Origin of the sequence: Parvibaculum sp., from assembly GCF_046297875.1 — a bacterium.
Taxonomy (GTDB): Bacteria; Pseudomonadota; Alphaproteobacteria; order Parvibaculales; family Parvibaculaceae; genus Parvibaculum.
On the sequence record NZ_JBKBHD010000001.1, the window covers coordinates 302314 to 323648 of the forward strand.

At 62.5% G+C, this 21335-nt stretch carries 18 protein-coding genes and 1 riboswitch; of the genes, 8 read left to right on the forward strand and 10 right to left on the reverse strand.

All coding sequences use genetic code 11. The annotated features are described in order from the left end of the window. Nucleotides 1-73: 73 nt before the first annotated feature. Entirely contained in the window at nucleotides 74-1255 is a 1182-nt protein-coding gene (locus ACK4FH_RS01555; protein ID WP_409810566.1) for an acyl-CoA dehydrogenase family protein, read from the forward strand. A gap of 59 nt (nucleotides 1256-1314) precedes the next feature. Then, nucleotides 1315-1402, forward strand: a riboswitch (ZMP/ZTP riboswitch). Between the two features lie 46 nt (nucleotides 1403-1448). Then, nucleotides 1449-2711: a serine hydroxymethyltransferase gene (glyA, locus tag ACK4FH_RS01560; RefSeq protein WP_409810568.1), complete on the forward strand. Its 1263-nt coding sequence runs from the start codon at nucleotides 1449-1451 to the stop codon at nucleotides 2709-2711. Between the two features lie 6 nt (nucleotides 2712-2717). On the opposite strand, the gene ACK4FH_RS01565 is transcribed toward glyA, so the two are convergent. After that, nucleotides 2718-3338: a TetR family transcriptional regulator gene (locus ACK4FH_RS01565; protein ID WP_409810570.1), complete on the reverse strand. Its 621-nt coding sequence runs from the start codon at nucleotides 3336-3338 to the stop codon at nucleotides 2718-2720. Between the two features lie 94 nt (nucleotides 3339-3432). Here ACK4FH_RS01565 and ACK4FH_RS01570 point away from each other — a divergent pair, with 94 nt between their 5' ends. Next, complete coding sequence (locus tag ACK4FH_RS01570; protein ID WP_409810572.1) at nucleotides 3433-4779, forward strand: flavin-containing monooxygenase; 1347 nt, start codon at nucleotides 3433-3435, stop codon at nucleotides 4777-4779. Here ACK4FH_RS01570 and ACK4FH_RS01575 read toward each other — a convergent pair. The 4 genes from ACK4FH_RS01575 to hisS form a co-directional block, all read right to left on the reverse strand. Then, complete coding sequence (locus ACK4FH_RS01575; RefSeq protein WP_409810574.1) at nucleotides 4776-5534, reverse strand: TSUP family transporter; 759 nt, start codon at nucleotides 5532-5534, stop codon at nucleotides 4776-4778. The genes ACK4FH_RS01570 and ACK4FH_RS01575 overlap by 4 nt on opposite strands. Before the next feature lie 4 nt (nucleotides 5535-5538). Then, a complete protein-coding gene (gene hisG, locus ACK4FH_RS01580) occupies nucleotides 5539-6519 on the reverse strand; it encodes an ATP phosphoribosyltransferase (RefSeq protein ID WP_409810576.1) in 981 nt (326 codons plus the stop codon). After that, nucleotides 6516-7694, reverse strand: a complete 1179-nt coding sequence (locus ACK4FH_RS01585; RefSeq protein WP_409810578.1) for an ATP phosphoribosyltransferase regulatory subunit — start codon at nucleotides 7692-7694, stop codon at nucleotides 6516-6518. Before ACK4FH_RS01585 ends, hisG begins: the two co-directional genes overlap by 4 nt. Nucleotides 7695-7786: 92 nt before the next feature. Then, a complete protein-coding gene (gene hisS, locus ACK4FH_RS01590) occupies nucleotides 7787-9298 on the reverse strand; it encodes a histidine--tRNA ligase (RefSeq protein WP_409810580.1) in 1512 nt (503 codons plus the stop codon). A gap of 458 nt (nucleotides 9299-9756) precedes the next feature. Between hisS and ACK4FH_RS01595 the strand changes: the two genes are divergently transcribed. Further along, nucleotides 9757-11295, forward strand: coding sequence for a histidine kinase dimerization/phospho-acceptor domain-containing protein (locus ACK4FH_RS01595; protein ID WP_409810582.1), 1539 nt, complete (start codon nucleotides 9757-9759; stop codon nucleotides 11293-11295). A gap of 11 nt (nucleotides 11296-11306) precedes the next feature. Here ACK4FH_RS01595 and ACK4FH_RS01600 read toward each other — a convergent pair whose 3' ends face one another. Beyond that, entirely contained in the window at nucleotides 11307-12752 is a 1446-nt protein-coding gene (locus ACK4FH_RS01600; protein WP_409810584.1) for a short-chain fatty acyl-CoA regulator family protein, read from the reverse strand. 212 nt (nucleotides 12753-12964) lie between these two features. Here ACK4FH_RS01600 and aceB point away from each other — a divergent pair, with 212 nt between their 5' ends. Both aceB and aceA read left to right on the forward strand, forming a co-directional pair. After that, nucleotides 12965-14584, forward strand: a complete 1620-nt coding sequence (gene aceB, locus ACK4FH_RS01605) for a malate synthase A (protein ID WP_409810586.1) — start codon at nucleotides 12965-12967, stop codon at nucleotides 14582-14584. A 34-nt stretch (nucleotides 14585-14618) separates the two neighbouring features. Next, nucleotides 14619-15902 carry an isocitrate lyase gene (gene aceA, locus ACK4FH_RS01610; RefSeq protein WP_409810588.1) on the forward strand — a complete coding sequence of 428 codons (1284 nt, stop codon included), beginning with the start codon at nucleotides 14619-14621 and terminating at the stop codon, nucleotides 15900-15902. Between the two features lie 68 nt (nucleotides 15903-15970). Here the strand turns inward: aceA and ACK4FH_RS01615 are convergent, their stop codons facing one another. Beyond that, the gene (locus tag ACK4FH_RS01615; RefSeq protein ID WP_409810590.1) at nucleotides 15971-16366 is read right to left on the reverse strand and encodes a hypothetical protein; all 396 of its coding nucleotides are present in this window, start codon (nucleotides 16364-16366) and stop codon (nucleotides 15971-15973) included. 126 nt (nucleotides 16367-16492) lie between these two features. Here ACK4FH_RS01615 and ACK4FH_RS01620 point away from each other — a divergent pair, with 126 nt between their 5' ends. Beyond that, entirely contained in the window at nucleotides 16493-17284 is a 792-nt protein-coding gene (locus tag ACK4FH_RS01620) for a helix-turn-helix domain-containing protein (RefSeq protein ID WP_409810592.1), read from the forward strand. Between the two features lie 110 nt (nucleotides 17285-17394). Here the strand turns inward: ACK4FH_RS01620 and ACK4FH_RS01625 are convergent, their stop codons facing one another. Further along, the gene (locus ACK4FH_RS01625) at nucleotides 17395-18936 is read right to left on the reverse strand and encodes a flavin-containing monooxygenase (RefSeq protein WP_409810594.1); all 1542 of its coding nucleotides are present in this window, start codon (nucleotides 18934-18936) and stop codon (nucleotides 17395-17397) included. A gap of 207 nt (nucleotides 18937-19143) precedes the next feature. Here ACK4FH_RS01625 and rraA point away from each other — a divergent pair, with 207 nt between their 5' ends. Then, the gene (gene rraA / locus ACK4FH_RS01630; protein ID WP_409810596.1) at nucleotides 19144-19635 is read left to right on the forward strand and encodes a ribonuclease E activity regulator RraA; all 492 of its coding nucleotides are present in this window, start codon (nucleotides 19144-19146) and stop codon (nucleotides 19633-19635) included. A gap of 28 nt (nucleotides 19636-19663) precedes the next feature. Here rraA and speE read toward each other — a convergent pair whose 3' ends face one another. Together speE and speD are read right to left on the reverse strand one after the other, a co-directional pair. Further along, nucleotides 19664-20536, reverse strand: coding sequence for a polyamine aminopropyltransferase (gene speE, locus ACK4FH_RS01635; protein WP_409810598.1), 873 nt, complete (start codon nucleotides 20534-20536; stop codon nucleotides 19664-19666). Next, a complete protein-coding gene (gene speD, locus ACK4FH_RS01640) occupies nucleotides 20536-21051 on the reverse strand; it encodes an adenosylmethionine decarboxylase (RefSeq protein WP_409810600.1) in 516 nt (171 codons plus the stop codon). Before speD ends, speE begins: the two co-directional genes overlap by 1 nt. Nucleotides 21052-21335 lie beyond the last annotated feature (284 nt).

Below are 21335 nucleotides of genomic sequence, written 5' to 3' on the forward strand. Positions count from 1 at the left end.
CTCACTTCCCCTGCCTGACGAAGGGCGGGGCAGCCGCTACACTCCCCTCAAACGACATTCGGGAGGACGGCAGATGGATTTCACATTCTCCGAAAAGGACGAGCAGTTCCGCATGAAGGTGCGGGATTTCTTCGAGCATGAATATCCGCGCGACATCATCGAGAAGACGGCGAGCGGCGCCTCGCCCTCGAAGGAAGATTATCAGCGCTCCGAGCGCGCGATGGCGGCAAAGGGCTGGCTTGCCGTCAACTGGCCGAAGGCCGATGGCGGCACGGGCTGGAGCGCCAACGAGAAATACATCTTCGACGAAGAACTGGAGCGGGCGGGCGCGCTCAATGTCGTACCGATGGGCCTCCTCTATGTCGGCCCGGTGATCTATACCTTCGGCACGGAAGAGCAGAAGAAGCGTTTTCTGCCGGGCATCCTCAACAGCACGACATTCTGGGCGCAGGGCTATTCGGAACCGGGCTCTGGCTCCGACCTTGCCTCGCTGCAATGTTCCGCCGTGTCAGATGGCGACGACTATATCGTCAACGGGACGAAGATCTGGACGAGCCTTGGCCAGCATGCGGACTGGATCTTCTGCCTGCTGCGGACGAGCCAGGAGGAGAAGAAACAGGAGGGCATCACCTTCCTGCTGATCGACATGAAAACGCCCGGCATCACCGTCAATCCGATCATCACCATCGACGGCAAGCACTCGCTGAACAGCGTCACCTTCGACAATGTGCGTGTGCCGAAGGAGAACCGCATCGGCGAGGAGGGCAAGGGCTGGACCTATGCCAATTACCTCCTAGGCCATGAGCGCACCTCTTATGCGCATGTCGCGGGCAAGAGGAAGCAGCTTGCGAATACGCGCGCCGCAGCGCGCAAGCGCGGTCTCCTCGAAGATCCTGCCTTCGTGGAAAAGCTCTCCTCGCTCGAGGCGCGGCTCGACGCGCTCGAAATCACGGTGCTCCGAACGCTTTCTTCGGTCGCCGAGGGCGGCGCGCCGGGGATCGAATCCTCGATCCTGAAGATCATCGCAACCGAACTCGCGCAGGACATCACCGAACTCGGCATGGAGGCCTTCGGGCCCTATATGCAGCCGGCTTTCCCGGACTCGGTTGCGCCTGCATGGACCGGAAATACGGCACTTCCCGCAGGAGCAGCCCCTTCCGTCGCCGCCTATCTCGGCGCCCGCGCGCAATCGATCTATGGCGGATCGAACGAAATCCAGAAGAACATCATCGCCAAGCGGATACTGGGTCTCTGACGGGGGAATTGACTCGCGGCCGGAAACGGGTCTCTACTCCCCCTGTTTCCGGTCGCACATATCCTCCGCGCGACTGGCGAAATCAGATGGGTCACCATCGGGGAGCGCGGAGACTGGTCTTTCGAGCCGATCGCCTGGGCAGCAATTCAAGATGCTGGCCGGGCGTTTTTGTTTTGGCTCGAAGGAGGCTCAGATGCCGACATCAGATCAACGGGCGCAACTTGCGCAGAGCGACCATGAAATCTTCCTCGCGCTGAAGGGCGAGGAAGCCCGCCAGCGCGCGGGACTCGAACTCATCCCGTCCGAAAACTATGCCTTTCCCGAAGTGCTGACGCTGCTCGGCTCGGCCTTCACCAACAAATATTCGGAGGGCTATCCGGGGAGGCGCTATTACGGCGGGCAGGAACATACAGACCGTATCGAGACGCTGGCCCGCGACAGGGCCAAGGCTCTGTTCCGCGCGGAACACGCCAATGTGCAGCCGCTATCCGGCTCGCCGATGAACCAGGCTGTCTATCTCGGCCTGCTTGAGCCCGGCGACACGATCCTTGCGATGGACCTCAGCCATGGTGGACACCTCACGCATGGCGCGCCGGTCTCCCATATGGGCCGGCTTTTCAACTTCGTGCGCTACAAGACCGATCCGTCGACTGGCGCGATCGATTTCGACCAGCTTCGCGCCGTTGCACGGCAGACCAGGCCGAAGCTTGTTGTATGCGGCTATTCCTCCTATCCACGCGACTACGACTATGCGGATTTCAGGCGCGTCGCCGATGAAGTGGGCGCGCTGACGATGGCTGACGTCTCGCATATTGGCGGGCTGATCGCGGCAAATGTCATGCGCAATCCGCTCGATGCGGGCTTCGACTTCATGACGACGACAACGCACAAGTCGCTCAGGGGCCCGCGTGGCGGACTCATTCTCTGCAAGGAGAAATTCGCGAAGAAGATCGACGCGTCGGTCTTTCCTGGCCTTCAGGGCGGTCCGCACATGAACCAGGTAGCGGCGGCGGCTGTCACTTTCCGGCTTGCCGCCCTGCCCGCCTTCCGGGCCTATGCGGAGGCGGTGCTTGGCAATGCCAAAGCGCTGGCCGAGGCGCTGCTCGCGCGGCGGGTGCGGCTCGTCACTGGCGGCACCGACAATCATCTTCTCGTGATCGACACGGTTCAGAGTTTCGGCATCGATGGCGCGGTGGCACAGGAGGTGCTCGACCGGGTTGGCCTCACCACCAACAAGCAGGTGATCCCTGACGATCCGAACCCGCCCATGCGTCCTTCCGGCATTCGCCTTGGTACGCCCGCTCCTACGGCGCGCGGCATGGGCGAAGCGGAGATGGCGGAGATTGGCGCGATCATTGCCGAGGCACTGGCCGCCAATGGCGACCACGCAGCAGAAGAGAGCCTTGCCGCCCGCACCCGCGCGCTGACATCGCGCTTCCCCGTGCCGGGGCTTTGAGGCAGTTCAGCGCGCGAGCAGACTTTCCAGTTCGCGGCGCATCATGCCGCGATATTCGGCGATGAGGCGGTCGCCCTGCTTTCGCTCCACGGCGATGGCAAGGCGCACCGCAGCGCCGGAGAGCTGCATCAACAGGAAGGAGGCCGCTTCGAGCCGTGCATGATCGCGCTTCGGCACGAGATGTTTCAGCGCATCGAAAAAGAGCCCTGCGTTCTCGCGGCTGTCCTCGATGTCGAGCGCCTGCAGGGCCTTGTCCGACTGCGTTCCCGACCAGATATCGCGCGTGACCGGCTCATCGAGAAACAGGTCGTAATAGCCCTTGAGCAGCTGATCCACGCGAGCAAGCGCATCGTCGCGGCCCGTCACATCTTTCAGGCTCGCGGCGAGCCCGCCGCGCACACGCTCCATCACGGCGAGAGCAAGGGTGCGCAGGATCGCAGGCTTGTCCGGGAAATACTGGTAGAGCGAACCGATGGGCACGCCTGCCCGCTCGGCGAGCTCTGTCATGCGCATGGCGTCGCTCCCCGTCTCAGCGATCATTTCCGTTGCCGTTGCGAGAATGCGCTCCACCCGCTCGCGGGCGCGAGCCTGGGTCGGTTTGCGGCGCTGGAATGCCGGATCGCTCATGGGTTTCCCTGTCTTTCCTCTTGCGCCGGAAAATATGAGGGTTTATCACTTATTACAAATGTGAGGATTGTTCACTTTATTGATGGAGCTTCGGATGAGCGGGATCGGGCGCGTATGTGTGGTGGGTGGCGGACCGGCGGGGCTCAGCCTTGCGCGGACATTCCTGCGCCACGGCATTCCCTTCGATGTCCATGAGCGGCATTCGGATGTGGGCGGGCTCTGGGACCGGTCCAATCCCGGCTCGCCGGTTTACGACTCGGCGCATTTCATCTCGTCCAAGACCCAGTCGCATTATCACGACTTCCCGATGCCGGATGACTACCCCGACTACCCTTCGGGCAAGCAGATCCATCGCTATATGCAGGGCTTCGCGGACGCTTACGGACTGAAGAGCCATATCCGATTCAACACGTCAGCCGAGAAGACTGAAATGCAGAAGGACGGAAGCTGGCAAGTGACGCTCTCCACCGGCGAGACGAAGCCCTATGCGGCGCTTGTCTGTGCGAATGGCACCAACTGGCATCCGGTGATGCCGGAATATCCCGGCACATTCACCGGCGAGATGCGCCATGCGGTCAGCTTTCGTTCCATGGACGAATTCAAGGGCAAGCGCGTGCTCGTCATTGGCGCTGGGAACTCCGGCTGCGACATTGCCTGCGATGCGGCAAAGGCCGCGGATGCCGCTTTCATAAGCCTCCGGCGCGGCTATCACTTCCTGCCAAAACATCTTTTCGGCATTCCGGCGGATGTCTTTGCGCATGAAGGTCCGCATCTGCCGATGTGGCTGACGCAGCGCATCTTCGGCGTCATCCTGCGCATCCTGAATGGCGATATCACGCGGCTCGGGCTGCAGAAGCCGGATCACCGCCTGTTCGAGAGCCATCCCATTCTCAATACGCAGCTCCTCCACTATCTCGGTCACGGCGATATCAAGGCAAAGCCCGATGTCGCGCGTTTCGAAGGCAACAAGGTTCACTTCAAGGATGGCACGTCGGAGGAGATCGACCTCGTGCTCTGCGCCACCGGCTATACCTGGCGCGTGCCATATGTGGACCCCGGCCTTTTCGACTGGAAGGAAGGGAGGCCCGATCTCTACATGAACCTCTTCAGCCGCAGGAATCCGACGCTCTACGCGCTCGGCTTCATGGAAACGAATGGCGGCGCCTACAAACTCTTCGACGAGATGGCCGATCTCATCGCCCGCACCATCCTCGCCCGCGCGGCCGGCACCGCCGGTGCGCTGAACGAGCTGATCGCCACGGATCGGCCCGATCTTTCCGGCGGCATCAAGTTTGTCGGTTCGGCGCGGCATGCGACCTATGTCGAGATCGACGCCTATCGCAAGCATATGAAGCGGCTGCGCAAGCGTTTCTGCTGGGAAGACCTCATGCCCGGATGTTTCGATGCGTTGCGCACAGACAGGAGCCTGATTGCCGCCTAGAATTCCTGCTTCAGAAGCAGCTCGAGGCCCTGCCAGATGAGGATAGCGCCCAGTACGAAGAGGATGTTGCGGCTCCAGCTTTTGAACTGACCGTCATTCATCCGGTCGAGCACCATCTTGCCGAGCGTCGTACCGAGCATGGCAAGCGGTGCGACCATGACATAGACCCACCAGGGAAGCCCCGCCTCGGGCAGGAGATGGGCTGCAAGCAACCCGAAATAGAGCAGCTTCGTCAGATGCTGCAGCGTCTGCGTCACGGCCTTGGTGGCAACGATCTGATGCCGCGTGAGGTGGCTTCGCACGAAGAAGACATCGAGGATTGGCCCCGCGACGCCCGCCGTCAGCGTGAGTGCCGTCACCACGAAACCGCAGATCGGCGAAATGAAGGGCCGGGTTATATCGAGGCCCCAGCTTTTCGGGATCGAGAAGGCGATAAAGGGGATGGCGCCGAGCAGCAACAGCACTGTCGCCTTGTCCGGTACAAAACTCATCAGGAGAAAGAGAGCGAGGGCGAGTGCCGCACCCACCATGTTCGTTGCGACGATGGGCCAGACGATGTCGCTGCGGTTGATGACGGCGCGATAGCCGTTCGAGACGGCCTGCGTCACGCCATGCAGCATCATCGCCGCGCCAACCGGAAAGGCGAAGGCAAGGAAGGCCATGAGGATCATGCCGCCCGCCATGCCGAAGATGCCGGACAATATCGCCGTCACGAGAACCACAATGGCTGTCGCGACGGCGAGCATGGGCGTCATGATTTCAGTTCCGGCTGTTGAGCTTTTCGAGCAGGCGCTCGCGGAGCGGGTTCTTTGCTTCGAAGACGTAGTCCGCACGGGCAGCCGTCACCGTTTCGCGTCCCTTCGCATAGAGGAAGGAGACGAGATCGTAGAGGCGGGCCTCCGGGCAGTGGGCGATGCGCACCGGCCCGCCCGCATTGGAGCCGAAGGGCAGCGTCACGCCGAAGCGGCTAGCGATTTCGCCGATCAGCGCCGCGTCGTCGGAACCGCTTGCGAAGCGGACCTCCACGGTCTTCGCGGCGCGCGCCTGCGCAGAGACGCGATCGAGAATTTCTCCCACCGCCGCCATTGCCTTGTCGTTCCACTCCGCGCCGAGACTCGCAACGAGGTTCGCCTGGCTTTTCAGCATCGTGCCGTCGTCCAGCACTTTCAGATTGTTCGCGGCAAGCGTCGCGCCTGTGGAGGTGATGTCCACGATCACCTCCGCCGTGCCGGATGCAGGCGCACCTTCAGTCGCGCCGAGGCTTTCCACGATGCGATAGTCGGTCAGGCCATGCGCGGCGAAGAAGTTGCGCGTCAGGTTGAAGTATTTTGTGGCGACACGGAGCCTGCGCCCGCGCTTCGTGTGGAATGCAAGCGCGACATCGTCGAGATCCGCCATGGTGGCGACGTCGATCCAGCTTTGCGGCACGGCAACCACGACATCTGCATGGCCGAAGCCTAATGGCAGCAGCAGTTCCACATCGCGCTCGGGCGCGGAAAGTTTCTCGCGGATCAGGTCTTCGCCCGTCACGCCGAGGTGAATGATGCCCTGCTCGAGCTGGCCTGCGATTTCGGACGCAGAGAGAAAGGCAATTTCGACATTGGCGATGCCGTCGAGGCGGCCCGTGTAACCACGGCCGCCATCCTGCTTCACGCGCAGGCCCGCCCGCGCGAAAAAGGCATTCGCGTTTTCCTGAAGCCTGCCCTTCGAGGGAAGGCCGATGATGAGTTTATCGCTCATTGGCCCTTCTCCCTTGCGACTGCGGCAAGGAGCCGTTCGATCCCGACAGCGCAACCGACGGCAGGGACCGGCTTTTCCGAACCGAGCGCCGAGAGCAGATCGTCATAGCGCCCGCCGCCGCAGATCATCGCGTCGGGTCCGAGGGCGGGCACGCGAAACTCGAAAACGAGACCCGTGTAATAAGCCATGTTGCGGCCAAAGCCGGTGGCGAAGTGCGCGCGGGAAAGATCGACGCCCGATTTCGCGGCGAGTTCCATTCGCCGCTCGAAACGCGCGATCGCCGCGTCGAGCGAGATGTCCGCAGCCTTTGCGAGCTTCTTGATCTCCGCGATGCAATCCTTCGGCGCGCCGGAGACTGCGAGGAAATCGGAAATGAGCGTCGCCGCCGCTTTCGGCACGCCGGAGGCTGCAAGCTCCGCCTGCTCGATCAATCGTTCGGCGACTTCCTCCACCGTGCGGCCGCCGACAGGCGCAATGCCCGCGAGCTTCAGCACATCCTCGATCACGTCCTTTGCCTGAGTTTCATCGAGGCCCGCGAGCGCCGAGATCAGCGCCTGCCGCTCACCACCATCTTCCCCGGCATCGCCGGCGGCGAGACGGTCGAGCAATTCGCGGAAATAATCGGGCCGCCAGAAGTGGCGCTTCAGCCGCGCGCGCCAGCCGGGCGGGAGATCGAGCGCATCGACAAGCGCATCGAATAGTGCGAGGTCGCCCATCTCGATATCGTAGGTCTTGAGACCCGCTTCCGCGAGCGCCGCACATGCAAGCGCCATCACTTCGGCGTCTGCGGCCTCTGCATCCATAGCACCGAGGCATTCGAGACCCGCTTGCGTGAATTCGCGCAGCTTCGCCGAGCCCTTCTGCTGAAAGCGGTAGACGGGGCCGATGGAACAGAGCTTCTTCGCGCCGCCGCCTGCTTCGAGATAGAGGCGGCAGACGGGGATGGTGAGTTCCGGACGCAGGCATAGCTCATCGCCCGCCGGATCGGCGAAGACATACATGCGGCGGCGAATATCCTCGCCGGACATGTCGAGAAAGATGTCGGCGGGCTGGAGCGCGGGCGCAGAGACTGGCTCGTAGCCCGCCCGCTCGAAGCCGCCGCGCACGGAAGCCGCCAGCGCCTCGCGGGCGCGCAGCCTATTGCCGTCCATTGCCGCCATGGATGTCAGAGACATATCGAATACTTCCCGGCCCGCCGGGGCCTCCCCGGTCCGGGCCTTATCTAGCATGGAAATGGTAAATTTGAAGAAAGGGGAATAATGGCTTTTCAGCCGTGATGCGGGCGATGGCGGGCCAGCATGGCGCGAACTTCTTCCATCAGCCGGGCGCGGGGCACGGAAATCTGGGCGGGCTGGCCTTCGCGCCAGGCCGTATTGTCCTCGATTTCCTTCGACATTTCGGCGCCGAGGATGAGGTCTTTCAGCGTCACTTCGCCCTTCGCGCGTTCATCTTCGCCCTCGATGACGGCGATCGGGGCGCCTCGCTTGTCGGCATATTTCATCTGCGCCTTCATGCCCGAGCCGCCGAGATACATTTCGGCGCGGATGCCCGCGGCACGAAGTTCGGAGACCATCGCCTGATAGCCCGCCATATTGGCCGCATCGAGCGTCAGTACCACGACGGGCGCCTCTACGGTTTCGATATCGAGCTTGCCGAGCAGTTCGAGTGCAGTCTGCAGGCGGCTCACGCCGATGGAAAAGCCGGTCGCCGGTACCTTCACACCCTTGAAGCGCTCGACAAGCCCGTCATAGCGCCCGCCGGAGCCGACGGAGCCGAAGCGCACGGGATTGCCCTTCTCATCCTTTACCTCAAAGAGCAGGTCGGATTCGAAGACGGGACCGGTGTAATAGCCGAGGCCGCGCACGATCCAGGAATTGAACTCGATCCGGTCGGTGCCGTAGCCCGCCGCGGTGAAAAGCGCACCCATCTCGGCAAGTTCGTCGATGCCTTCGCGGCCGATGACACTGTCTCCGACAACCTTGCGCCAGCCTTCGAGCACGAGCTTTCGGTCCGTCGCGCCTTCGCCGACGCCCGACTCCACATAGTCGAGAACGGCAGTGATCTGCGAGGGGGACAAGCCCGCACCTTTGGTAAAGTCGCCCGACTCGTCCTTGCGGCCCGGCCCGAGCAGCAGCTCGACGCCCTGCCGCCCGAGGCGGTCATATTTGTCGATGGCGCGCAGCACGGTCATATAGGTCGCGCTGCCCGGCTCGCCGTCGAGGCCGATGGTTTCCAGAAGGCCATCAAGCACCTTGCGATTATTCGCGCGAATGCGATAGCTGCCGCGCGGGATGCCGAGCGCCTCGAGGCAGTCCGCACCCATCATGCACATCTCGGCATCGGCGGCGACGCCGGGCGCGGCCACCGTGTCCGCATCGAACTGCGTGAACTGGCGGTAGCGGCCCGGACCCGGCTTCTCGTTCCGCCAGACGGGGCCTGTCTGATATCGGCGGAAGGGCTTTGGCAGCGCGTCGTAATTCTCCGCCACATAGCGGGCGAGCGGCGCCGTCAGGTCGTAGCGCAGAGAGAGCCACTGTTCGTCGTCGTCCTGAAAGGAAAAGACGCCTTCGTTCGGCCGGTCTTCGTCGGGCAGGAACTTGCCGAGCGCGTCGGCATATTCGAAAGCGGAGGTCTCCAGCGGGTCGAAACCATAGCGTTCATAGACCTCGCGAATGCGCGCAAGCATGCCCGCTTCCGCACGCACCAGCGCGGCAGGCATGTCGCGAAGCCCCTTCGGCACACGCGCCTTGGGGCGGAAGGTCTTTTCTTTCTTGCTCATGGTCTACCCTTCGGGGGGGGCCCGATGGTGGCCGCAATCCGCGCTTTTCCGGCGCGGGCGCATACCTAGCCCATAGGCCGCAGTGTCACAAGCGCCCGCTAAATAGAGCCCATTAACGAATCAAGGCTAAGGAAACGGCAGGATTGCGACAACGCGACCCCCAAAACAGCCCGGTGACGCCGGAATCGGTAAAAAATCACAGGTTAATGACACCGAGGCGCAAATCAGTAAAAACGGCGTTAATCTGCCCATTTTGGAGTGAAATTCGGCGCGTTCGCTTGTGGCCCATAACACCGGCAGCCACTAGATAGGCTCGGCGTTTACCTTCTGTTTACGAAAGAATCGCATCGTTAACCGGAAGGACGAAATGCCGCCTTGCTCGGCATATATGTATTGAGTTGCGGGGCCGTGTGGGGGCCGGAAGACAGGTGGAAACCTTGGCGTATCCAGGCATCGCAATGAACCGTTTTACTGGTCCAGCCGCCGGGCAGTCTGCGCCTCTGACGGCCCATGTCGTGAGCAATTCGGCGGCGCTTTGCAGCGGCCTCGCCCGATTGTCGGCAACCGGCGAGGCCGGCCTTTTCCAGTTCGGCTTTTCCAGCATTCATGAAGGCATCGATCCCCTGCTCGCGCCGGGGATCGACGCCATCATCATCGACATTGGCGCCGGAGAGCCCGCGGCCTTCGATTTCCTGCGCCGCGTGGTGGCTCTCGGGCCCGATGCGCCCGTCGTTGCGATCGGCGCAGACGACCCTGCATTGCAGTCGGATGCGATCGGGGCCGGCGCCGAAGACTGCCTTGGCTTCGAGACCAACTCCCACCGCGCGCTTGCCCTTGCCATTCGCCGCGCGGTTGCGCGCCGCCGCGCCCGCGAGGGACAGGGGGCCGCACCTGCCGCCGCACAGGCCGAAGAAAAGCCGCAGGTCACGCTCATTCAGGAAACACCCGAAGCCATCGTCATTCTCGACAGCCAGGGCATCGTCCGCTTCGTCAACGGCGCCGCGCAGGAAATTCTCGGCCGCAGTTCGGAAGAACTCGTCGGACATAATTTCGGCCTGCCGGTCGATCCGGGCGAGCACGATGTCACGATCAACCGGCCCGATGGCGACAACCGCCTTGCCGAAATGCGCATCGTCGACACGCGCTGGGGCGGCGTGCCTGCCCGCGTCGCCGCGCTCAACGACGTGACCGTGCGGCGCAAGCTCGAGCAGACGATGCATGACGCCGAGGCGCGCAGCCGCGAAACGCGCAAGCGAAGCCAGAGCTTCTTTTCCAACGTCAATCACGATCTCCGCACGCCGCTGACGCATATCATCGGCTTTTCGGAAATGATGAAGAATGAGCGGCTCGGTCCGATGGGCACCGACCGCTACAAGGAATATGCGAACGACATCTATTCGAGCGGCACGATGCTGCTCGACATGATCGAGGATCTGCTCGGTATCGCCGAAGCGGAGATGGACCATATCGACCTGACCGACGAGATCGTCAATCTCGGCCAGCTTGCGGAAATCGCGGTGGCAAGCCAGCGCCAGAGCGCAGCGCAGGAAGGCGTGACGATCAAGGTTTCCTGCCCCGAACACCTGCCGGGCCTACGCGGCGATGCAAGGCGGCTGCGCCAGGGGCTTTTCCGCCTTCTCGCCGAGGCGGTTCACACCGCGCATCGCGGCTCGGTGATCCACCTCATTGTTGCCGAAGACAAGGCAGCCAAGGGCGGCATTTCGATCACGCTCACCGAAGAACGCGATCCGGCCTCGCTCGCTGCCGAGCAGGATGCCCTGCCCTGGTTCGACGGCATGGAAGATCCTTTCGTCAGCGCCGAGGACAGCAGCGCGCCGCGCGAGGAAAGCCTCGCCCTGTCGCTCACGCGCAAGGTGATGGAACTGCATGGCGGTTCGCTCGATGTGACGGGCGCCGACCGCAGCCGCCCCGGCATCGCCCGCGACGCAGGCATGAAGATCGGCCTGCATTTTCCGGCCGAGCGCGTGATCCGCTGATATCAGGGAGGCTAGCGTTCCCTTACCGGTACGCCGAATGGCGAGATGCCGCGCACATGGTCCTCGACCGTCAGCCGATGCTTCAGCGGCGGGAAGGCGCGTTGTGAGCAATCGAGCCTTTCGCAGAGCCTGCAATTGACGCCGATGGGCGTTGCCGCGCGTTCGTCGTCGAGGTCGTAGCCCTGGCTGTAGACGATGCGGCGCGCATGCGCGATGTCGCAGCCAAGCCCCACCACATATTGGTCGCCCGGTACGCCGATGCCGGAGCCCGCGCGGCTCACCGTCCGCGCGATGGAGAAATAGCGCGTGCCATCCTCCATCTGGATCACCTGGCTATAGACCTGGCCGGGCACACGAAAAGCATCATGCACGTTCCAGCGCGGGCATGTGCCGCCGAAGCGCGCGAAATGGAAGCCTGCCGCCGAAAAGCGCTTCGAGACATTGCCGGCATTGTCCACGCGGATGAGGAAGAAGGGGATACCGCGCGCGCCGGGCCGTTGCAGCGTCGTCAGCCGGTGGCAAACCTGCTCGAAGCTCGTGCCGAAACGGCGCCCGAGCAGGCGCAGATCGTAGCGCGTCGCTTCCGCGGTCTTGTGGAAGGCGCCATAGGGCATCAGCAGCGCAGCCGCGAAATAATTGGCGAGCGCCACGCGGCAGAGGCGCTGTGCCTCCTCGCTGTCGAGGCCGGAGGATTCCACAATGTCCTCGATCGCCCGGGACTGTTCGAAATAGCCGAGCTGATAGGCAAGCTGGAAGGACCGGCCCGGCTGGTCGAGAAGTTCGGAGAGGAAGATCGTCTGGCGGTGCCGGTCGTAACGCCTGAGCTCATGCGGCATGAGATCGGCAGGCGCGATGCGGGTCGAGACGCCATGCATGTCGCGCAACGCCGTGCGGAGCGCGACATAGGGTTCTTCCGCGCCGATGCCGGCGCTCGCATAGAGCCGCTCGGCGGCATCGTCGAGATCGGGGAAGTGGTTGTTGCGGCTGTTGATGAAGTCGCGCACCTCTTCGAGCGGCAGGCCCGGCGCTTCCGCCCCGTCCAGCATGTCGCGGCCGGCCAATTGCTCGGCAAGCATGGAACCGCTGGTGACGCTTTCCTGATAGGCGCGGTAGAGGCTCGATATCGCATCCGCCACGGCAGGGCTTGCCGAGGCAATCTCGCGCAGATCCTGAATGCCGAGGCCTGCATCGCGGAACAGCGGATCGGAAAAGACCTCGCGCAGCACGGTCAGCGCCTGCGCCTCATCGTCGCCCCCGAGCGTTCTCAGCTCCACGTCATAGACATCGGCGAGCTTCAGCAGCACCTGAACGGAGACGGGGCGCTGGTCGCGCTCGATCAGATTAAGGTAACTCGCGGAAATGCCGAGATCGGCGGCCATGCGCGCCTGGGTGAGCCCGCGCTCGCGGCGGAGCCGTCTAATCCTCTGACCTGCAAAGACTTTTTTCTCCGTGGCCATGCGGCAGCTCCCTCGCTACTGCCGCCAAATGAGGCAGTACACGTCACTTTAATTTACAAGATTTACATTTTCAACAGAATCGCACAGGATTCTTGTTAAGTTCTTTACTTCAATATTTTCAATGACTTAGGAAATATTGGACAAGCGCCTGTCGCGGTTGTATGACCGCGCGCAAGCGAACCCCGAAAGCGATCCGAAGGAGGCGAGCGAGCATGAGCAAGGCAGCAGCCACGACCATTGCCGACGGCATCATCGTCAAAGGCACCATCAAGCCGGGCTATGAGCGCGTGCTGACGCCGGAGGCGCTTGCCTTTGCTGCCACGCTGGAGCGCAAGCACGGCGCGCGGCGGCGCGAGCTTCTGGCCGCCCGCGCCGAACGCCAGGCGAAGTTCGATGCCGGCGCGCTGCCCGACTTCCTGCCCGAGACGCAGCATATCCGCGAGGGCGACTGGAAGGTTGCGCCGATCCCGAAGGATCTGCTCGACCGCCGCACGGAAATCACCGGCCCTGTCGACAACCGCAAGATGGTCATCAATGCGCTCAATTCCGGCGCGCAGTCCTACATGACCGACTTCGAAGACGCCGCCTCCCCGACATGGGACAACATGATCGGCGGCCAGATCAACATGATGGACTACTGGAACAAGTCCATCGGCTTCACCGACGAGTCCAATGGCAAGCGCTACGACGTCGTCGCGAAACCTGCGACGCTGATCGTCCGTCCGCGTGGCTGGCACCTCGAAGAAGCCCATGTCGAGATTGACGGCAAGCCGATGTCCGGCGGCATTTTCGATTTCGCGCTTTATTTCTTCCACAATGCGAAGAAGCAGATCGCTTCCGGCTCCGGCCCCTATTTCTATCTGCCGAAGATGGAGAGCCACAAGGAAGCGCGGCTCTGGAACGATATCTTCGTCGATGCGCAGAAGGCGCTCGGCATTTCGAACGGCACGATCAAGGTCACCGTCCTCATCGAGACGCTGCCTGCCGCCTTCGAGATGCACGAAATCCTTTACGAGCTGAAGGACCACATTGTCGGCCTCAATTGCGGCCGCTGGGACTATATCTTCAGCTATATCAAGCGGCTCGGAAAGAACCCGAACTTCATCCTGCCGGATCGCGCGCAGGTCGTGATGGGCAAGGGTTTCCTCAACGCCTATTCGCTTCTTCTTGTGAAGACATGCCATGAGCGCGGTGCCTTTGCGATGGGCGGCATGGCGGCGCAGATCCCCGTGAAAGGCGACGAGGCCGCGAACGAGGCTGCCTTCAACAAGGTGCGCGCCGACAAGGAACGCGAAGCCAATAACGGCCATGACGGCACCTGGGTCGCCCATCCCGATCTCGTGAAGGTCGCGATGGAAATCTTCGGCAAGCTCGAAGGCCCGAACCAGCTCGCCCGGCAGCGCCAGGATGTGAATGTCGGTCAGAAGGAGCTGCTGGAGCCGCATACGGGCGAGCGCACCGAGGAAGGCATACGCGAATGCTGCCGCGTCGGCGTGCAGTATATCGAAGCCTGGATCGGCGGCCGCGGCGCAGTGCCGCTCTACAATCTGATGGAAGACGCTGCCACGGCGGAAATCAGCCGCACGCAGATCTGGCAGTGGATCTATCACGGTGCATCACTCAGCGACGGCCGCAAGGTGACGCCGGAGCTCTTCGAGGAAGTGCTCGCCGACGAAATGAAGACCTTGCGCGAAACGCTTGGCGAGGAGCGCTGGACTTCCGGTCACTTCGAACAGGCGGTCAGCCTCTTCTCCGAAATGACCACGGCCCGGGAATGCGAGGAGTTCCTGACGCTGCCGGCCTATCGCCTCATTCTCGAAAACGAAGCCTGAACCGAAACCACCCTCCGAACCCGAGGACTGTTCCATGAGCAAGAAGACCTTCTACGATCTGATCCCGAGCGCGCCGAAGGGCCGTTTCGACAATGTGAAGCGCAATTACAGCGTCGAGGACGTTGAGAAGCTGCGCGGCTCCTTCCCGATCGAGCACACGCTTGCCACGCGCGGCGCGAACAAGCTCTGGGACCTGCTGCACACGACCGACTATGTGCACTCGCTCGGCGCTCTCTCGGGCAACCAGGCGATGCAGATGGCGCGCGCCGGCCTGAAGGCGATCTATCTGTCGGGCTGGCAGGTTGCCGCCGACAACAACACCGCCGGAACGACCTATCCCGACCAGTCGCTCTATCCGGCGAACTCAGGCCCGGAACTTGCCAAGAAGATCAACCGCACGCTGAAGCGCGCGGACGAGATCGAGCATTCGGAAGGCGGCGCGAAGCGCGACTGGTTCCTGCCGATCGTTGCTGACGCGGAAGCCGGCTTCGGCGGCCCGCTCAACTGCTTCGAAATCATGAAGGCCTATATCGAAGCGGGCGCCGCAGGCGTTCACTACGAAGACCAGCTTGCTTCGGAAAAGAAGTGCGGCCATCTCGGCGGCAAGGTGCTGATCCCGACCCGTGCGCATGAGCGCAACCTGAACGCCGCGCGCCTCGGTGCCGACGTCATGGGCGTGCCGACCCTCATCATGGCGCGCACCGACGCGGAATCCGCGAACCTCATCACGTCCGACATCGACGAGCGCGACCACGAGTTCATCGATTTCGACGCGGGCCGCACGGTCGAAGGCTTCTACCGCCTGAAGCCGGGTATGGGCGTCGACCATTGCATCAAGCGCGGCCTCTCCTTCGCGCCTTATGCGGACCTGCTCTGGTGGGAAACCTCGAAGCCGAACCTCGACGACGCCAAGCGTTTCGCCGAAGCGGTGAAGAAGGAATATCCGGATCAGATGCTCGCCTATAACTGCTCGCCGAGCTTCAACTGGGAAGCCAATCTGGACAAGGCGACCATCGCGAAGTTCCAGAAGGAAATCGCGGCGATGGGCTACAAGTACCAGTTCGTCACGCTGGCTGGCTTCCACCAGCTCAACTACGGCATGTTCCAGCTCGCTTCCGGTTACCGCGACCGCGGCATGGGCGCTTATTCGGAGCTGCAGCAGGCCGAGTTCGCCGCTGAGAAGGACGGCTACACCGGTACGCGCCACCAGCGCGAAGTCGGCACGGGCTATTTCGACCTCGTCGCGCTTGCGGCGGGCGGCGGCGAAAGCTCGACAACCGCTCTCGGCGACTCGACCGAAGCCGACCAGTTCCACTAAGCCTTACCGGAACTGCCTCAAATGCAAAGCCGCCGGGGAAGCCCGGCGGCTTTTTCTTTCGCGGCGTCTCAACCTTCCCGCTTCAACCCGAAGAACTGCAGATCGGCGAAGATGGTGACGGCGAGTGCCTGTGCCGCCACGAAAGCGATGCCTAGGACCGTCAGACCGAAGGGATCGAGGACGATGACTGCGATGCTGGCAAGCACCCAGAGCGCGTTGAGGGCGATCACGGTTTCGACCGCGCCGCCCGCCATTCGGTCCTTGCGGGCGATGAGGACGAGTGCCGCCATCCAGGGCATGAGCGCGATCCCCGCCCAGAAGAGGAAGGCGGCGGGAAGGCCGAGCAGGCCCGAAAGCGGGCCCGAAGCGGCGAAGAGCAGAACGCCCATTGCGCCGCTGATGATGCCGTCGGCCAAGACCGCGTGACGAAGCGAGATTGAATTGGTGAGTCCCGCAAGTGTCATGTGCATTTTCCTTGTGCTGTTTGGCCGCTTTCCGGCCCTTGCCAGCAGAATTGGAGATCGGGCTACCCCAGGTCGATTACGCGGGAGGTAATTGCGGCGCTTCCCGGGCGGCGCTAGCGTCTTTCCATGAACATGCACACACAGCCTGTGGGCGAGATGATCCGCGAGTGGCGCCAGCGCCGCCGGTTGAGCCAGCTTGCCTTTGCCTGCGAGGCGGAAATTTCGGCGCGCCATCTGAGTTTCCTAGAAACCGGGCGTTCACGGCCGAGCCGCGACATGCTGCTCCATCTCGCCGAGCGGCTCGACATGCCCTATCGCGAGCGGAACGCGCTGATGCTCGCGGCGGGCTTTGCACCGGTCTATTCGGAAACCGGGCTCGACAATCCGGATGCGGCGGCTGCGCGGCGCGCAGTCGACCTGGTGCTGGCAGCGCATGAGCCTTTCCCTGCCATTGCCGTCGACCGGCACTGGAATCTTGTGGCGGGCAATGCGGCGCTGCCACTTTTCCTTGCCGGAATCCCGGAGGAACTTCTCGCGCCGCCCGTCAACGTGCTGCGCCTCAGCCTTCATCCGCAGGGGCTTGGCAGCCGCATCGAGAATCTCGGCGAATGGTGCGCGCATGTTTTCGAGCGGCTGCAGCGCCAGATCGACCTCACCAATGATGAAAGTTTGACGGCGCTTCTGGCCGAACTGAAAGCCTATCCGGCGGCGGCGCAGGCGCTCGAGCCGATCAATCCCGAATATGGCGGCATCATCATTCCGCTGCGCCTCAGGACGGATGCGGGCAAGCTATCCTTTTTCACAACCACCACGGTATTCGGCACGGCGGTCGATATCACCTTTTCAGAGCTGGTGATCGAGACCTTCATGCCGGGCGATGAATTCACCGCCGCGACGGTCAGGGCGATCATGGCATGAATGGCAGAGGGCGGGGACAGGTCCCGCCTCTTCGCCGGCCGCATCGACGAAAAGGGCAGCTCCGTCGGGAACCGCCCTTTTTGTCTCGTTGCACGGAAAGACGCCCTTACCTATTCCGCGGCGGCGACCTTTGCGCCGGCGCCTGCGCCTGCACCCTGCGAGGAGGCCGTGCGGGCACGCAGGTTGAATTCCGCAAAATCCGGCCGGCGCGTCCGCCACCAGTATTTGAAGGTGTAGTTCGCCCAGTTGTTCGTGACCTTGCCGCTCTCGGTCTTGTACCAGCTCGTGCAGCCGCTTGCGAAAACGGAGTTCGCATTGTCGGCCTGCACCGCCTCGTTCGAGGCGCGCTGGGCTTCGGGCTTCACGTCCATGTAGAGAAGATTGTCGCTTTTCAGCTTCTCCACACATTGGGCGATGTAGTTCGCCTGGCACTCGATCATGAAGATGATCGAGTTGTGGCCGAGATTGGTGTTCGGCCCGTAGAGCATGAAGAAATTGGGGAAGCCCGACACCGTCATGCCGTGATGGGCTTCGGCGCCCGTCGCCCATGCGTCCTTGAGGTCGCGGCCGGCAAGGCCCTTCATCGCCATCGGCCCGAGGAAGTGGGTCGTGTCGAAGCCCGTGCCATAGACGATGATGTCGAAGTCGCGCTGCTTGCCGTCCTGCGTGTGGATGCCGGTCTCGTTGATCGCCTCGACGCCTTCGGTCACCACATCGACATGCTCCATGCCCATGGCGGGCCACCAGTCATTGGCAAAGAGGACACGCTTGCAGCCCGGTTCGTAATCCGGCGTGAGCTTCTGTTTCTTCACGGGATCGGTGACGTAAAGGTTCATCTCGTCGAGCGCCATCTGTTTCATCTTGTCGCCCGACGTATGGAAGGCGCGGAACAGAAGCTCGCCGAACCAGTAGATCTTCCAGCGCTGGATCTTCATGGTCCAGGGCAGCGCCTTGTAGATCGCCTTTTCCCAGCCGTAGAATTCGCGCTGCGGGCGCGGCAGCACCCAGCTTGCGGAACGCTGGAAGATGGTGACGCTTGCCGCTTCCTTCGCAACCTCCGGCACGAACTGGATGGCGCTCGCGCCATTGCCGATCACGGCGACGCGCTTGCCTTTCAGGCTGACGGCATGGTTCCACTGTGCGGAGTGCCAGTGATCGCCCTTGAAGCTTTCGCGGCCGGGAATATTCGGCCAGATCGGACGATGAAGCTGGCCGGTGCCGGCGGCGAGGACATTTGCCTCGAAGGACCGGCTGCCCGATTTTAACGTCCAGACGCCCGACTGCTCATCAAAGCGCGCCTCGTCGATTTCGGTATTGAAGACGATATGGCCGCGAAGGCCATATTTGTCGACGACGGATTCCAGATAGGCCTTGATGTCCTGCGCGAAAACAAACTTCTTCGTCCATTCCGGGCGCATATCAAAGGAGAACTGATACATGTGCAGCGGCACGTCGCAGGAGCAGCCCGGATATGTGTTGTCCCGCCAGGTGCCGCCTATCTCGCTCGCCTTCTCGTAGATCGTGAAATTCGTGAAGCCCTTTTCCTTGAGCTTGATCGCGGTGCAGATGCCCGCAACGCCCGCGCCAAGAATGGCGACGCTCGGGCTCGAGGCCGCGGCTGCCCGTGCCGACACATCGTGAGCCAGTGCCATTATGTTTCTCCTCCCATCCGTTGACCGGCCTCCCTCAAGACCGGCTTCCGGCATTTTTGAAATCCGGATTCCGATGGCGAAAGCCTAAACCCTTTTTTTTGGGTACGAAACCGCCCCAAGGAGTGGTCCGCTCGCAATCATCGCAAGGGGGAGACAGAAGGACTGTAACACGCTAAAGGAAGCGCAGCGCCGCTGGGGAAACCTGACATGACACAGACCAAGACACCCGCCACAGCCGACCTCTCCGACGAGTTTCCGGCCCTGGTCCGGCATGCCCAGCCGCTGTTCCGCGACTATGGCGGACATGGTTCATTTTGCGGGCCTGTGGCGACGCTGCGCGTGCCGGACGACAACAGTCTGGTGCGCGCGGCCGTCGAGAGGCCGGGCAATGGCCACGTTCTCGTGGTCGATGGCGGCGGGGCGATGGAATATGCGCTCTTCGGCGGCAATCTCGGCAAGCTTGCGGAGGAGAATGGCTGGGCGGGTGTTGTCGTTCATGGCTGTGTGAGGGACGCAGCGGAACTTCGCCAATGCCAGATCGGCGTGAAGGCGCTGGCGACGCACCCGAAGCGCAGCGACAAGCGCGGCTTCGGTGAGAGCGATGTGGTACTGCGCCTTGCCGGCGTGACCATAGCGCCTGGCGAGTGGCTGTACGCCGATGAAGACGGGATTGTCGTCTCAGCCGAAAAGCTCGGCTGAGACCGAAACCGATCCGGCCCGCCGACGGTTACACCTCGACGATATCGAGCACATAGCGCGGCAGCGCGAAGGCGGCCTTGTGAACTTCCGGCGTGTAGTAACGCGTGGAAAAGCCTGCCGCGGCGAAGCGGCTTTCAAGCTCGGCCAGCGGCACCGATTTCAGCGTCTCGTCATCCGTGCCCCAGCCCATCGCCATCGGCCCGCCGACATAGGTCGGGATGGTTGCGAGGTAGCAGCTTGCGACCTTGAAGATGCGACGGAACTTTTCGATCGTGCCTGCAAGCTCGGCGCCCTGCATGAAGGGAACGCCGTTCTGCGTGACGATCACGCCGCCGGGCGTGAGGCAGCTCGCGGCCGCGCGATAGAACTCTTCGCGGAAGAGCACTTCGCCGGGGCCGACGGGGTCGGTCGAGTCGACGATGATGACGTCGAACTTGCGATCCGTTTCCTCGACGAATTTCGCGCCATCAGCAAAGACGAGATCGAGGCGCGGATCGTCGAAGGCGCCGGCGGAAATTCCCGGCAGATGCTTCTTGCAGAAATCCGTCACGGCAGGGTCGATTTCGACCATCGTGACATGCCCGACCGATTTGTGGCGCACGACCTCGCGCAGGATACCGCCATCGCCGCCGCCGATGATGAGCACGTTCTTCACGCGGCCATGCGCGAGGATGGGCACATGGGTCATCATCTCGTGATAGATGAACTCGTCGCGCTCGGTCACTTGGGTGATGCCGTCGAGCGCCATCATGCGGCCGAAAAGCGCATTGTCGAAAATCACCAGATGCTGCTGCCCGGTCTCTTCCTCGTAGCGCACTTCATCCGCGCGGAAGGAGCAGGTGAAACCCTCTTTTTCATAGAGGGTTTCAACCACCCAGCGTTCCTTCGGCGCCTCGGCCATCAGACCATGCCCTCGCCGCGGAAGTGCTCGCCGACGCGGATTTCGGACGGCCTGAAGGCTTCGCGCAGCACTTCGATCGAATTGTGGGGCTCGGCCTCACCGCACATGAAAACGTCAAGCGCGGCATAGTCGGCTTCCGGCCAGCTATGGATCGAGATATGGCTTTCCGACAGCACGGCCACGCCCGACACGCCACCATTGGGCGTGAAGTGATGGAGATGGATGTGCAGGAGCGTCGCCTTCGACACCTCGACGCAGCGGCGCAGCGCCGCCTCGATATGGGCAAGGTCATCCAGGCGGCTCGCGCCGATCAGATCGATGATGAGATGCGTGCCGGCAAAGCGCTTGCCGTCGCGCTCGATGAAGAAATCCTTTCTTTCATCGGACGTGGTGCATCGATCCGCAGCCTTGTCGGCAACGGCGTGAACGGGAAACTCGAGAACTTCCGCCTGGGTCTTGCTTGAAACGCTGTTCAAGTCGATCCCCAATTGGAAGAGGGCATTGGATTCGGACATATTTGCCACTCCCCAACCAGTAGATGGACGAAGCCCTGCGGGATGCGCGATATCGCGGTCCGCACGGGGCCGGTGAAACTATTCGCGTGGATAAACGCTTTGCGGCTCCTCACGGAACCTTGCCGATTTTCCGATGCCGGGCTGCGATCGCTCGCCCGGCTTGCACGTCTTCAGTTGCGGGAAAATGCAACAGGCGTGCTCGGATTGATCCCGGGCGTCAGCCCCTCAGACTGGAACCGGACATATGCAATCTCCCTCGAAACCCGGCGGAGGTAACGAAACGA

Bases quoted from the DNA above. Each gene is read 5' to 3' on its own strand.
- ACK4FH_RS01555 (WP_409810566.1), top strand. From the start codon at position 74: ATGGATTTCACATTCTCCGAAAAGGACGAGCAGTTCCGCATGAAGGTG.
- glyA (WP_409810568.1), top strand. From the start codon at position 1,449: ATGCCGACATCAGATCAACGGGCGCAACTTGCGCAGAGCGACCATGAA.
- ACK4FH_RS01565 (WP_409810570.1), bottom strand. From the start codon at position 3,338: ATGAGCGATCCGGCATTCCAGCGCCGCAAACCGACCCAGGCTCGCGCC.
- ACK4FH_RS01570 (WP_409810572.1), top strand. From the start codon at position 3,433: ATGAGCGGGATCGGGCGCGTATGTGTGGTGGGTGGCGGACCGGCGGGG.
- ACK4FH_RS01575 (WP_409810574.1), bottom strand. From the start codon at position 5,534: ATGACGCCCATGCTCGCCGTCGCGACAGCCATTGTGGTTCTCGTGACG.
- hisG (WP_409810576.1), bottom strand. From the start codon at position 6,519: ATGAGCGATAAACTCATCATCGGCCTTCCCTCGAAGGGCAGGCTTCAG.
- ACK4FH_RS01585 (WP_409810578.1), bottom strand. From the start codon at position 7,694: ATGTCTCTGACATCCATGGCGGCAATGGACGGCAATAGGCTGCGCGCC.
- hisS (WP_409810580.1), bottom strand. From the start codon at position 9,298: ATGAGCAAGAAAGAAAAGACCTTCCGCCCCAAGGCGCGTGTGCCGAAG.
- ACK4FH_RS01595 (WP_409810582.1), top strand. From the start codon at position 9,757: ATGAACCGTTTTACTGGTCCAGCCGCCGGGCAGTCTGCGCCTCTGACG.
- ACK4FH_RS01600 (WP_409810584.1), bottom strand. From the start codon at position 12,752: ATGGCCACGGAGAAAAAAGTCTTTGCAGGTCAGAGGATTAGACGGCTC.
- aceB (WP_409810586.1), top strand. From the start codon at position 12,965: ATGAGCAAGGCAGCAGCCACGACCATTGCCGACGGCATCATCGTCAAA.
- aceA (WP_409810588.1), top strand. From the start codon at position 14,619: ATGAGCAAGAAGACCTTCTACGATCTGATCCCGAGCGCGCCGAAGGGC.
- ACK4FH_RS01615 (WP_409810590.1), bottom strand. From the start codon at position 16,366: ATGACACTTGCGGGACTCACCAATTCAATCTCGCTTCGTCACGCGGTC.
- ACK4FH_RS01620 (WP_409810592.1), top strand. From the start codon at position 16,493: ATGAACATGCACACACAGCCTGTGGGCGAGATGATCCGCGAGTGGCGC.
- ACK4FH_RS01625 (WP_409810594.1), bottom strand. From the start codon at position 18,936: ATGGCACTGGCTCACGATGTGTCGGCACGGGCAGCCGCGGCCTCGAGC.
- rraA (WP_409810596.1), top strand. From the start codon at position 19,144: ATGACACAGACCAAGACACCCGCCACAGCCGACCTCTCCGACGAGTTT.
- speE (WP_409810598.1), bottom strand. From the start codon at position 20,536: ATGGCCGAGGCGCCGAAGGAACGCTGGGTGGTTGAAACCCTCTATGAA.
- speD (WP_409810600.1), bottom strand. From the start codon at position 21,051: ATGTCCGAATCCAATGCCCTCTTCCAATTGGGGATCGACTTGAACAGC.